Below are 12554 nucleotides of genomic sequence, written 5' to 3'. Positions count from 1 at the left end.
TCGATGCGATGGCCGGTCCGGCAGCGCGGGCCGCACACCCGCACACAGGGCACCGATCGAAGGCGCGGGCAGGGCCGGGTCAGGGGTGGGCACGGCGGGCCGTCGGGACACAGGTGCGGGTACGGACGTTCGCGGGGGTGGCCGGCTTGCGCCGCGGACAGGGACCGTCGGGCGGCGGTGCGGGCGGGGTGTCACGTCCCGTGGCGGGGGCGGGTGCTGCGGGGCGGCGGACGACGAGGGCGTCCTCGTGGGCAATGAGGGCGAGGGGCAGGCCGGTGCGGCGGGCGTCGCCGATGTTCTTCATCTGGAAGAAGGAGGGGCGGGCGATGAGGTGGCCGTCGCGGATGCCGGCGAGGAGGGCGACGTTGCGTTCGACCGGTGTCAGGCCGGCGTGTTCGGCGGCGGCGAGGACGGCCGAGGGCAGGTCGATGAGTTCGCCGCGTTCGCGCCAGGGCCTGGTGGTGATGACCGCGTGGCCGCCGGGACGGAGCATGTGGCGGCACTGGATGAGGATGTCGGTGAACGCGGTCAGGAGGGTTTCGAGGCCGACGTGGGCAAGGTTGTCGGGGTCGTGGCTGTAGTGCCAGTCCGTCTTGGTGACACCACGCTCGCCGGACTCGCGGGTGGAGCGGACCTGGCCGTGCACGCTCGCCCCGTACGGGGGTGAGGTGACCACCAGGTCGACCAATCCCTGGAAGCAGGCGGGGATGTGAGTGGTGAGCTGGCGGGCGTCCGCGCAGTAGACCTCACCACTGCCGGTCGCGCCGTGGGTGTCGGCGTGGCGGAGATTTTCGGCCGCGAGGTGAGCCCAGCGGGGTTCGTACTCGACGCCGAGGGCGTGGCGGCCGAGGTGGACGGCCTCGACGAGGGTGGTGCCGATCCCGCACATCGGATCCAGCACCAGGTCGCCGGGCTTGGTGTAGGTGGCGATGGCGTGGGCGGCGAGGGCGGGCAGCATCTTGGCGGGGTGGGCGGCGGAGCCGGGGACGTAGCGGCCCTTGCGCTGGGCGGGCGCGGAGGTGGGGGCGGTGGCCCACACCGAGGAGCGGGGCGTGGGGGTGTGGGTCACGGTCGGCTCCGGGCGGTGTCGAGGACCAGGAGGTCGGAGTGGACGACATCGGGGATGTCGGGGTCGGGCGGGATGGGGGTGAGGTGGTCGCCGTCGGCGTGGGCGTGGATGACGACGATGTGCTGCAGGTAGCGGAATCCGGCGGTGCGGGCCGTGGCGATCAACAGACCAAGCGGGTCGTGGAGTTGGTCGTGGTCGCGGTGCTGGCGGGCGGCGACCAGGAGGAGGCCATCGCCGTTCAGCAGGCGGTGGGCGCGGTGGAAGAAGCCGGGCCAGCCGTCGTCCAGCGACCCGGGCATGGCGCTGCCGGTGAGCGGGGCGTCGGGGGCGGGCAGGGAGTCCGGGTGGAGTTCAGCGAGGATCACCGGAGCGAGGTCAGGTTCGCCAGGCGCGGTATCACCGTCGCATGCGCCAGCGTGGGTGGTGCAGGGGATGCGGGCGTCCATGCCGGGGGCGCTGTCGTTGATGGCCAGGCGCAGGAGTCCGGTGGACGGGCGGCCAGGGCGGCGGGTGAACTCGGCGTGGATCTTCTCGATCGCCCAGGTCGGCAGAACGGCCGTCGGAATGGGCAGGGCGGCCAGGTCGTCGGGGGTGGGGAGCCAGAGGGTGATGGGCAGCGACGTCTTGGGGGACGTACGTGGGCGGGAGTCGGTCATGACAGGCGCGCTGAACGGGCCGGGCGCCGAAACGTGCTGACACCCATCAAGGAGAAAAAGCAGGGGTGATCGTGCCAACCCATGTCACCAAGTGGCATCCGCCCACTACGCCTCCGGCCACACCCACAACTCCCTTTCCGGGCATGACTTTGTCCATAGGCAGCGGTAGATAGCAAGCGCACGCCTGCACGCCGCCTGCCGTCTGTAACAGTCGGCTGGTGTTCAACCACTCCCGGCGGGGCACCGACAAGACACGGCAAGTGAAACAGAATTGACGGGCAGAGCCAGGACGTCGTCGACGTGCTGTTCGGTCGTGATCGGCACACCGGCCGCGCCCCTGCCACCGCCGACTGGCCCGGAAGCCAGTCCGCCCCGACGCGTCCGCCACGCGGAGCCCATACTCGGCCCTGCTCTCGTCTAGGGCGTTTCTGATGGCTCTTGGACGGTGTCGCGGAGCCAGATGACGACTGCTGCGACGGCCAGGGTGCCGTTGAAGATGTAGTCGCGCTTGTCGTAACGGCTGGCGACCGCACGGAACTGCTTCCACTTGCTGACGCACCGTTCGGCGGCACTGCGGCGGCGGTACTGGCCTGTGTCGAAGGCCGGAGGCCGGCCGCCGGCCCGGCCCCGCCGCAGACGGTTGCTGCGTTGGTCCTCGGGTTGGGCGATGGTCACCTTGATGTGCCGTCCGCGCAGGTAGGCGCGGGTGTCGCGGCTGGAGTAGGCCTTGTCTCCGCGGAGCCGGTCCGGGCGGGTGCGGGGCCGCCCCGGCCCGCGCCGGGCGATCCGCAGGCACTCCAGTACCGGGACGAGCATGGGGTTGTCGCCCCGCTGGCCGGGCGAGGTCTGCCAGACCAGCGGGCGGGCCCGGTCATCGGCCAGGAAATGGACCTTGCTGGTCAGTCCGCCCCGGGAACGTCCCAGTGCCTCGCGTCCATCGGCCTCCACACGCGCCCCGCCCCCTTTGCGGGAAGTCACCCGGCGGCCGGTGCCGGGCCCCGGCCGCATGCTGATGAGCCCGGCAGGACGTGGAGTCGATGTTCACCGCCCACTCGGCCTCCTTCGCCGCCGTGCGGGCCAGGGCACCGTCCGGGTCGCTCGCGGCGGCCTCGATCTGCAGCTCTGTCAGGATCCGCTGCCAGGTTCCGTCGGCCGACCAGCGGCGATGGCGCTCATAGACGGTCTGCCACGGCCCGTACCGCTCGGGCAGATCCGGCCACGGCACCCCGGTACGGGCCCGGAACAGTACGCCGTTGATGACTCGGCGGTGATCCGCCCACTGCCCACCCGGGGCACCGTTTCCCGGCAACAGCGACTCGATCTTCTGCCACTGCGCGTCCGTCAGTTCATGGCGTCGCACCATACGACCCGCATGCCCAGCACCCGCACTGATCCACCCACCCAGCAAGAGCCATCAGAAACGACCTAGTGCTGTGACCGGGAAGGCATTCCATCCCGCAGTCGGGCCATTCGAAGGCCAGGTGTCCCGCAGCGGTCGGTATGGGTGGTCGCTGCGGGACCACATGTTGGTCAGCGGGGCTGATAGTTGAGAGTTCCGAGGGGCCAGTTCGTGGACAGCCAGGTCGTGATGGCCGCATGCAAGGGCGCGTCCAACTCGGCTCTGTCGGCACGGACCCAGGAGCGGACGTCGGTGTCGTGGTCGTCGCTGCGGGAGGGATAGATGTAGACGCAACCGATCACCTCGCCGCTGGCGGTCTCGATGACGGTGTAGGTGAATCCGCGGCGCTGAGCGAAGTCGTCCGCGTGACTCTGCAGGTCGGCGAGGTTCGCGTCCAGGGCCATCCCGTCGGCAGGAGGCCATCCTCGGTCCTGGAAGCCAGGGGTCGCACGGATGTGCTCGATGCTGCTGGTCCAGGCGGCGTGGTCGGCGGCGTTGTGCTGGGGTCCCAGAGGCTCCAGACGGAACTGTGGGGTGATGAGGTCCGTGGGGACGACGAAGTCGTCGGGGACGAAAGCATGGTCAGTCATGGGGCCGAGGCTATGAGGCAGGGCTCACGGGTTGCACCTGGATTGATCACGCCGCTCGCGCGGCGGGGCGGCCCCACCGGATGCCCTTCTCACTGCGGATGCGGGCGCGTTCCCTGCGCTGGGCCGCCAGGATGTCCGGGTGGCGGGCGTCGGTGTTGCGCCAGCGCAGGTAGCGGTGCAGGGCCCAGGTCTGCACAGCGTGGTTGGGATGGTTGGAGTTCGCCAGGATGAACTGCCGCAAGGGTCCGAAGTGCGCCTCGATCGGGTTGGCCCACGAGGCATTGGTAGGGGTGAAGCACAGCTCCACCCGGTGCTTCTTCGCCCAAGCGCGGATCTTGGTGCCCTTGTGCGCGGACAGGTTGTCCATGATCACGTAGATGGGGGCGCCGTCGGGCCGGGCGGCACGGATCGACTTCAGCGCGGCCAGGGACTGAGCGGCGCCCTTGTGGCGACGGTTCACGCCCCACAGCGTGTCGTCGCCGACCGAGTAGCAGCCGTGAAAGTAGGTCACTCCATGAGTGCGGTGATAGGTCGCCGGAATCCGGTCGGGCCGACTCTGTCGTGCCCAGCAGGAGCCTGCGGTGGGGCGGATACCGAGCGGCCCGAACTCGTCGAACGCGAAAACACGATCGGTTAGGTGATCCAGGACGTACTCGATGCGGTCCAGTTTGGTGTCGCGCTCGGGGTCGGTGGACTCCTTCCACGTCTTGGTGCGCTGGAAGGTGATGCCGCGTCGGACCAGTAGGCAGCGCAGGGCCTCGCGGCCTATACGGATCACCCGGCCGTGAACCCTTCGCAGGTAGGTGCAGAGTTTGCGGCTCGACCAGCGGGTGAACGGCTGGCCGAGCTTGGCCGGGCGTGTGGTGGCCGTCGCGACGACGAAGTCCTCGTCGTCAGTGTTCAGCAGGCGGGGACGACCTCCCGCCCACCGAGGGTCCAGGCATGCCAGGCCGATCTCGTTGAAGCGGTGAATGACGTCCCGGACTGTGTCCTCATCGGCCGCGACCAGCTGTGCGATGACCGGGACCCGATTCCCGCCGGCCGAAGCCAGCAGCATCATCGCGCGCCGGTAGCGCACGGAACTGGTACTGCCTCGCCGCACGATCTGCTGCAGGCGCTGCCCCTCTTGATCCGTCAGTCGGCGAACTTTGACCGGCTCCGCCATCACGTCTCCACACACGGTATGTGATGTCCGCCCCATCCAATCGGCCCCGGCCTGGACGCGGACCAGAACCGGTGAACCTACGCGGTCACAGCACTAGCTACGGCGGACGAACGTGTAGCCCTGTGTAATCACTCTTGGGGGGCGAGCCCAGCGCGAGGTTCGTCCAGAACGGACGTCAGCCAATCCGCGAGAACGGGCGATGAGTATGCCGAGCGCAAAATGAATGTCACGGAACTCGCCGCGCGGGACGAGTGACGCCCACCACTCCCTCAGGGATGGCCCCAACATCCACCTGAGCAAGGGTAGTTGGCTACCGTTAGGGTTCCGCGGACACACACGGTGCTCCCTGCTCTCAGGTCCCGGCGCCCAGTCCGGATGCGCTATGCGGCATATTTCCCTTACGCCTGCCCATCTTCCGCGTGACGCCAGCTATTCAGGCAGCAGATTTTCGGATCTCGGCGATTGGGTAAAGTCCCGCGAGCCGCGATAGACAGGGAGCTCCCTTCTTGCCCTCAACCATGCTGATGACGCCTGGGCGAGTCCCCCCTGCCCCGGGCCGTTGATCGGCCCGTACCTCCTGGAGAACCTGATGCGAGCCAGATCTCCCCGCGAACTCGCCAAGCTTCCGTACGCGCACCGCCTTACGCCGTTCACCGGGGTAATGGAAAGAGAGGGCACCTACGAGTGGCTCCATTTCGAGGACTGCGGTTTCGAGGACGTGGATGGCGGCGGCTCTGGATTCACCGAGTCCGCGTTCTCCGCGGTGACTTTGACGCGTGGCCGCTACCGGCGCTCCCAGTTCGATGACATCTGGCTCCATACCGTGCGCATGGTGGGGACCGACCTCGCAGAGACCACCTGGATGGACAGCGAGTGTAACGAGGTGGTCCTAGCCGGCACGGAACTCCCCGGCTCCCACATGAACCGCGTCACTTTCTACAACTGCAAGTTCGACTCGGTGAACGCCCGCCTGGCCAAGCTGAAGAACGTCGCGTTCGTGGACTGCCTCCTGCGCGACGTCGACTTCGGCGGAGCCGTGCTCACCAACGTCACCTTCCCCGGCTCAACCCTGGACCGAGCGCACTTCGACAACGCCAAGATGACGAAGGTCGACCTGCGAGAGGCAGCCGGGCTGAGTATCGCTTCCGGGCTCGAAGCCTTGAAGGGCGCAACGATCAGCACCTATCAACTCCTGGACATGGCACCAGCACTGGCACAGGTCCTCGGCCTCACCGTGAAAGACAAGTAGATGCGTGCACCGGGGGCTCGACGAGATCGCGGAACAACACGGCCTGGGCGGCATACCGCTCCCGCAGGACCAAAAGGCTTCTCATAAACGTTCCTCCCCCGGAGCAAGATCGGAAACGGCCACCGGGAGCTGCCCGGATCGCCGATTCGTTGTCACAATCCGCTGTCATTCAGAAGGTGAGGCGGTCCGGCTCCCGGAATGGTTTGTGACAGCAGCCGAGCCTCTGATCGGCCCACCCAGGGGTATCCCCCGAGTGGCAAGCCCGCCCCCAGGTTGACCGTCCGCTTGGACGCTCGGCGAGCAGCCATACCACCTTCAGGAGCAGGTTCTCAGCCCTGCGGTGGCGACCTCCACCAGCACCTGGTCCGGGGCGACGGCGGGCCACGCGATCTCGGTCACGGTCCACGCGAGTGGTGTGCCGGCGGTCAGGAGTGCACGCATGGGGCGATTGTCGCCGGCCGGCCACCGTCAGGGGCCCCTCGGCCCAGTTCGACGGTCCCGTCAACTACACCGCCCCCGGTGCCACCTCCTCGATGTAGAGGTCAGGCAGCGGGTCCAACTGCGCCCTGACTCAAGAGTTCCCACTGACAAGGGCACGGATGTGGGCGGCGATGGCTGCCGGCTGTTCAGACGGAGCGTCATGACCGGCCTGTACATGGACCAGGCGGCTTCCCTGGATTCCATCGGCGAGTTCGTCCGAGTGGCTGGGCGCGACGAGTATGTCCTGGGATGCGGCGACGACCAGAGTGGGCAGGTCAAGGTTCGGAAGGTCGGCGCGGACGTCGATTCCCAGAGCAAGGTCGATGTGTCGGCGGGTACCCGGCTGGAGTCCGCTGCCGGTTTCCCTGGCGATCCGGTCGATGTCGTCATCGTTCAGCCCGGACAGGCTGGATGGTCCACAGGAAAGCTGCATGAGATAGCGCCCGAGTACCTGCGGATCCCCGTTCATCAGAGCGCGCCAATTGCGCAGTGCCAGACGCAGTCGGTCGTCCGGCCTGGCGAACCCGGCGACCAGCGCCAGCGTGGCGGTGCGCTCGGGGTGACGGATGGCGTGCCGCACCGCGATCGAGCTGCCCATCGAGTAGCCCACGACGCCGTAGCGTTCAAGACCAGCATGCTCGGCCGTCATGGCGATGTTGTCAGCGAGGTAGTCCAGGTTGAGTGGACTGTTGGGCAGAGGGCTGAGACCTGAGCCGGGATTGTCGACGGTAACGACGTGATGATGCTCAGCGAGGTGTTCCGGCAGACTGCCCCAACTCGTGGCGAGGGAGCCGCCCACACCGTGGACCAGCACCACCCCCTCCCCCTGGCCCTGCGCAAGGTGGTGGAGAACAACAGGCTCTGCGGCAGCGGGGTTCGGCACAGCGCTCCTCGACTCGAGATCATGGGCAAACACACGCCACCGTACGTTTCTGTCGCACCTGCCTGACCAGCGGGACGACCTCAGACAGCCACTGGCCGCCGTCTCAGCTTCCGTCTCATCCCGCGTCCGGCCCCGTTCAGAGGAAGCCGTGTCCCGAACCCCAACCGAAGACCAGGCGAACGCCAACGCACGTGAACGGGCCCGGACATCTCCCTGATCTGTGCAACAGACTGGGAAAGCGTCTTGGCTGTGGCCGAGTTGGATCAACTCCTGTCCTGGCACAACGAGTCCCTGTGACATGAGTAGACCCCGCCCCTGTCTCTCGGACGCGGGACCGCGGGCCGGTCGAGGAAAACGCAGGTCAGCGTGTGATCTGCCATGCGGATACCGCGTCCGGGCTGACACCACGCCGCGAGGCGGAGCGCAGCCGGGCGTCGCGGTGTCAGAAGTATTTTCGGCGGTTTCCTGTGACGTCGATACGCGAGTAAAGGTACTGGTCAACGGCTGATCTGCCACGGCGTGGACGGGACCCTGGCAGGCCTGCGGCAGGACAACTGCGGGGGTGTGGCGCTCTGTTGGTGCGGGCGTGGCGGGGGTGGCTGGCGCGATGAGCGGTGTCCGGTTTCGCCGCGCATCGAGGCTAGGAGCCCGCCGTGCACTCCACCCGCACCCGTACTCGTTCTGTCGTTCCGTCCGTGCGAGCGGTCCGTCGCCTGTCGCCGCTGGAGGAGGTGGAGGCCGTCTTCCAGCGGCTGTCCTGTGAGCCGCTGCCGCTGGTGCTGCCGGCCGCGCTGTTCGCCGGTGCGTCGGCGGGTGGGATGTGGCCGTTGGCCGCGGTCCGTTCCCGGCTGGTGCACCCCAGTTGCACCGAGTCGGTCCGCGCTCGGGTGTGGGCGGAGGTGTTGCGGCGCCGGGCGCGGCAGGGGGCGCCGTGGGACACCGTCGCGGTGGCCTTCGCGCTGCCGGGGCTGCGGCGCGCGGTGGGCCGGCTGCCGCGCCTGGCGGAGCTGGAGGTCTGCGAGGTCGAGCAGGAGGCGCTGGCCGCGGTGGCCCTCGAGCTCGTGGGCCTGTCGGGGCGGGAGGCGCAGGTGGGGTTGCGGTTGGTGCGGGCCGGGGACCGGGCCGCCCACCGCCTCCTGTACGCCGCGCAGCGCTCCCGCCGCGCACCGGTGGTGTCGCTGGAGGAGAACACCGTGGGCGCCCCGCTCTACGGTACCGGCGGCATGGCCGAGGTGATCGCGGTCGTGGAACGGGCCGTCGCCGCCGGGGTGTTGAGCGAGCTGGAGGGCGAACTCGTCACGCAGACACGCCTGGAGAAGCGGCCGATGGCGAAGGCGGCGAGTGCGGTGGGCGTAAGTGTGCGCTCGGCGTTCCGACACCGCGCGGCGGCCGAGGAGCGGCTCGCCGCGGCACTGCGAACCCAGGGGGACTGAAGCGCGCCGGTGGCACGGTCCGGTCGCGGTTTTCTCCTTGATAGGTGAGCGCATCCGTCGCACCGTCGGCGCCGCGGATGCACTCGCCACCCCGCTCGTTGCCGGGGTTCGGGCACGGCGTCTCGTGCTGACACCCGATCCCGCCCCTCCCCGCGTTTCGCGGCTCACCTTTCCTCGTGAAGGAGGTGAAGCGCTGATGCGGGCCTGCCCGGCCCCGGCGACGAGCCGCTGTTGTGCACCACCCCGGGCTGCTTCATCGCCTGGCTCCTTGGTTCGTCTCTCACTGCGGTCTTGGCCGTCGTCGCCTTGTTGGAGGTGTGTGTCCGTGCTCGCATCTGTGCCGCAGACGCTGCGGGTCTGGGTACGTCGGCCGGTCTCCCGGCGGGTCGTCCGGGGCATGGCCCGGGTCCTGTTCGTGGCCGCCGTCACCGTGTTGGCGCTGCTGTCGAGTCCCCCGGCCACGTGGGCCGTCGCGGATGTGCCGACGGTCATCAACAATCTGCGGAATTGGATCATCGGTATCCTCGCCGGGCTCGCCACCCTCTTCCTCACTTTCGGCGGGCTGCGCTACCTGATGGCCGGCGGGGATCCGGGGGAAGTCGAGTCGTCCAAGCGGGCGTTGAAGGCCGCCGCGATCGGCTACGGGCTGGCCATCCTCGCGCCCGTCCTGGTCACGGTCCTCAAAGAGATCGTGGGGGCCTGACCATGTCCCTCACCCGCCGTCACACACGCCGCCGTACCGGCCGACTCCTCGTGGCCACGCTCATCATCGTCGCTCTCACCCTGACAGCCGGTTCACCCGTCGCAGCGGCCGCAGTCGTCGCAGGTGCGGCCGCCGCGCCGATGGCGCCACCCGAACCGGGCCCCGCGCCCGCTCCAGGGCCCGCTCCCCCGGCGCCCCCAGGTGCCGATTCGAGCCCGCCGCGTCCCAGTCCGTCGCCGGGGCCTGCTCCAGCCCCGGGGCATCACTCCCCCAGGCCGCACGAACCGTCGCCACGCGAGCCGGCCCCGGGTCCCGCTCCGTCTGCCTGTGAGGCGGACGGCGATGCGAGCGACTGCGACAAGGGCACCGGCTTCTCCAGCTTCTTCGACGTGCCCGGCATGGTCATCGATGCCGTCACCGCGCTGCTGGGCTCCGTGGTCGAGGCGATGATGAAGCCCGTCCGTGAACTGCTGGGCAACACCCTGCTGTCCACCCCGGACGTCACCAAACAGGCGTCGGTGAAGCGGCTGTGGCAGGGCTCGCTGGCCGCCGCGATCACCATGTACGTGCTGTTCTTCCTGGCCGGCGGTGTCACGGTGATGGGCTACGAGACCGTGCAGAGCCGCTACGCGCTCAAACAGATCGCCCCGCGGCTGCTGCTGGGCATGGTCGCGGCGTCGTCCTCGCTGCTGGTGATGAGCAAGGCGATCGCGCTGGCCAATGCGCTGGCCCGCGCGGTGATGGGCTCCGACACCAGTGACGTCGGCAAGGGCCTGGCGAAGATGATCTACCCGTTGTTCATCGCCCGCGGCCAGCTCTATCTCGTGCTGTTCGCCCTGCTGTTGCTGGTGATGGCCCTCGCCGTGCTGTTCGGCTACATCGTGCGGGTCGCGGTCATCGCGATCCTCGCCGTGGCCGCTCCCCTCGCGCTGTCCTGCCACGCGCACCCGCTCACCGACGGCATCGCCCGGCTGTGGTGGCGGGGACTGTCCGGGTGTCTGATCATCCAGGTCGCGCAGTCCATCGCGTTCATCCTGTCCCTGAAGCTGTTGTTCGCCCCCGACACGTTGGTGCTGGGCATCACGAAGCCGAGCGAGCTGGGCACCCGGCTGGCCGGACTGGCCCTGTTCTGGGTGCTGTTCAAGATTCCCGGCTGGTGCACGCAGGTCATTCTGCGCGGTACGCCGATCACCGCGCCGCAGGGCGGGGGCGTGCTGCGGCTCTTCAAGAACGTCGCCCTATTGCAGCTGCTCAACTCCGTGGCCCCCGGCGCCGGGAGTGCACTCATGCGCGGCGGCGGTCAGGGCCGCCCCGGGGCCGGCGGTCGGGGCGGCAGGCGCCCGCCCGGGCCCCGTGGCCGACCGGGCGGTGCCGGTGGCCCGGGTGGCAGGCCGCCGCGCGGTGGGCCGGGAGGGCGCGGCCCCCGGCGAGGCGGCAACCGGCCTGCCGCACCAGGAAACCCCAGCCCTGGGCCGGGAGTTGGCGGGCCACCGCGCGGGCCTGGAGGAGGCGCTGGCCCGGGCGGTGCGCCCCACGCACCGGGCCCGAGCCCCACGCCCCCGGCGACTCCTGTGGGTACGCCGGGCAGCAGTAGCGGCGCCGCCACATCGGCCCCCGCCGCGCCACCTTCCCGCACCCTCGCCGCAGCCCCACGCTCGCCCCACCCCGTGCCCCACGTGCCCCACCCCGCCCAGGCCACCCGCTCCCGCCAACTGGTCCTGCCCGTCCCTGCCTCCCGGGTTCCGGCCCATCCCGGCAGGGCGACCCAGACCTGGCTTCCCGTCCGCGCCGACCGCGTCCCCCGCCCAGCACCACCGACCGCGACGCCCGCACACGCACCCACGGCCACAGCCACGCCCGCACCGTCGCCGGGCCGATCGCGTGCCGGGTCCGCCCCGGTCCGTGCCCGGCAACTGGCCCTGCCGGTCCCGGCCGCCCGCGTACGCCAACGCCCCATCCAGCCGATGCAGTTGCGGCTCCCCCTGGAACCGCCCGCCGCCCCCTCACCTCGGAGGTGACCTCGATGGCCTCGCCCGACGAGGAGTACGTCTCCCCCGCCAAGATTCCCGCCGACGTCGCCAAGAGCGATCAGATTCTCGGCCCCCTGACGGCCCGCCAGACCCTGATCCTGGCCGTCACCGCGCTCGTCCTGTACGGCGGCTACTGGGCCGCCCGCCCCGTGATGGCCCCGCTCGCCTACCTCGCCCTGATCACGCCGATCGCCCTCACGGTCACGGTGGTCGCCGTCGGCCGCAGGGACGGCATCGGCATGGACCGGATGCTGCTGGCCGCCCTCCGCTTCCACCGCGCACCCAAACGCCGCGTCCCCGCCCCCGAAGGCATCCCCTCCCTGCCCGCCGCCGCACCGGCCGCCTGGCGCGCCCAGCACACACCGGCCCCCGTACCGCTGAACCTCCCCTGCCGGGCCATCGGTGAGTCCGGTGTGCTGGATCTCGGCGCGGACGGCCGCGCGGCCGTGGCCGCCTGTTCCACGGTCAACTTCCATCTGCGCACCGGCGGCGAGCAGCAGGCGCTGACCGAGGCGTTCGCCCGCTGGCTGAACTCGCTGACCGGCCCCACCCAGCTGCTGGTGCGCGCCCACCGCCTCGATGTGGGCCCGCTCGTCGACGAGTTGACCACCTGCGCCCCGCAGCTGCCGCACCCGGCTCTGGAGCAGGCGGCCCGCGCCCACGCCGCCTTCCTCGACCAGCTCGCGGCCGACCGGGACCTGCTCACCCGGCAGGTCCTGATCATCGCCCGGGAGGCCTCGCCCGCCCAGGCGGGCCGGGCCGGCCACCGGCTGACCGAGGCGGCCCGCGCCCTGGAGGCCGCCGACCTCACCCTCACCCCGCTCGATGCCGACCAGGCCGCGCACACCCTGCGCCTGGCCGCCGCCCCCGACACATATCCCCTGGCAGGTGCCTGAA

12 protein-coding genes are annotated in these 12554 nt (G+C 69.9%); 5 read left to right on the top strand and 7 right to left on the bottom strand.

Annotation, left to right across the window (positions count from 1 at the left end):
- Positions 1-79: 79 nt before the first annotated feature.
- The 5 genes from OHA73_RS37085 to OHA73_RS37065 all read right to left on the bottom strand — a co-directional run bounded on the left by OHA73_RS37085 (position 80) and on the right by OHA73_RS37065 (position 4879).
- A complete protein-coding gene (locus tag OHA73_RS37085) occupies positions 80-1069 on the bottom strand; it encodes a TRM11 family SAM-dependent methyltransferase (RefSeq protein ID WP_266722641.1) in 990 nt (329 codons plus the stop codon).
- Positions 1066-1725, bottom strand: a complete 660-nt coding sequence (locus tag OHA73_RS37080; protein WP_327657287.1) for a hypothetical protein — start codon at positions 1723-1725, stop codon at positions 1066-1068. Before OHA73_RS37080 ends, OHA73_RS37085 begins: the two co-directional genes overlap by 4 nt.
- A 417-nt stretch (positions 1726-2142) precedes the next feature.
- A protein-coding gene (locus OHA73_RS37075; RefSeq protein ID WP_327657286.1) for an IS5 family transposase occupies positions 2143-3088 on the bottom strand; the annotation gives its coding sequence in 2 pieces (ribosomal slippage) (positions 2143-2716 and positions 2715-3088; 948 coding nt in all).
- 167 nt (positions 3089-3255) lie between these two features.
- Positions 3256-3714 (bottom strand): GNAT family N-acetyltransferase, encoded by a 459-nt coding sequence (locus OHA73_RS37070; RefSeq protein ID WP_266722637.1) that lies wholly within the window; start codon positions 3712-3714, stop codon positions 3256-3258.
- A 46-nt stretch (positions 3715-3760) separates the two neighbouring features.
- Positions 3761-4879 (bottom strand): IS630 family transposase, encoded by a 1119-nt coding sequence (locus OHA73_RS37065; RefSeq protein ID WP_266722635.1) that lies wholly within the window; start codon positions 4877-4879, stop codon positions 3761-3763.
- Positions 4880-5468: 589 nt separating this feature from the next.
- On the opposite strand from OHA73_RS37065, the gene OHA73_RS37060 reads away from it, so the two are divergent.
- A complete protein-coding gene (locus OHA73_RS37060) occupies positions 5469-6128 on the top strand; it encodes a pentapeptide repeat-containing protein (RefSeq protein ID WP_327657285.1) in 660 nt (219 codons plus the stop codon).
- A gap of 315 nt (positions 6129-6443) precedes the next feature.
- On the opposite strand, the gene OHA73_RS37055 is transcribed toward OHA73_RS37060, so the two are convergent.
- Together OHA73_RS37055 and OHA73_RS37050 are read right to left on the bottom strand one after the other, a co-directional pair.
- Positions 6444-6569: a hypothetical protein gene (locus OHA73_RS37055; protein ID WP_266722629.1), complete on the bottom strand. Its 126-nt coding sequence runs from the start codon at positions 6567-6569 to the stop codon at positions 6444-6446.
- 130 nt (positions 6570-6699) lie between these two features.
- Positions 6700-7425 (bottom strand): alpha/beta fold hydrolase, encoded by a 726-nt coding sequence (locus OHA73_RS37050; RefSeq protein ID WP_327657284.1) that lies wholly within the window; start codon positions 7423-7425, stop codon positions 6700-6702.
- A 761-nt stretch (positions 7426-8186) separates the two neighbouring features.
- Between OHA73_RS37050 and OHA73_RS37045 the strand changes: the two genes are divergently transcribed.
- From OHA73_RS37045 to OHA73_RS37030, 4 genes are all read left to right on the top strand, one after another.
- Positions 8187-8924, top strand: coding sequence for a hypothetical protein (locus OHA73_RS37045; RefSeq protein WP_266722625.1), 738 nt, complete (start codon positions 8187-8189; stop codon positions 8922-8924).
- A 397-nt stretch (positions 8925-9321) separates the two neighbouring features.
- Positions 9322-9627 (top strand): pilin, encoded by a 306-nt coding sequence (locus OHA73_RS37040; RefSeq protein ID WP_266725654.1) that lies wholly within the window; start codon positions 9322-9324, stop codon positions 9625-9627.
- A 398-nt stretch (positions 9628-10025) separates the two neighbouring features.
- Positions 10026-11645, top strand: coding sequence for a hypothetical protein (locus OHA73_RS37035; RefSeq protein WP_266725652.1), 1620 nt, complete (start codon positions 10026-10028; stop codon positions 11643-11645).
- A 5-nt stretch (positions 11646-11650) separates the two neighbouring features.
- Positions 11651-12553 (top strand): PrgI family protein, encoded by a 903-nt coding sequence (locus tag OHA73_RS37030; protein ID WP_327657283.1) that lies wholly within the window; start codon positions 11651-11653, stop codon positions 12551-12553.
- Position 12554: the final 1 nt, after the last annotated feature.

The organism is Streptomyces sp. NBC_00483 (assembly GCF_036013745.1).
GTDB lineage: Bacteria > Actinomycetota > Actinomycetes > Streptomycetales > Streptomycetaceae > Streptomyces.
This window is presented reverse-complemented; position numbering and strand designations above follow the sequence as displayed.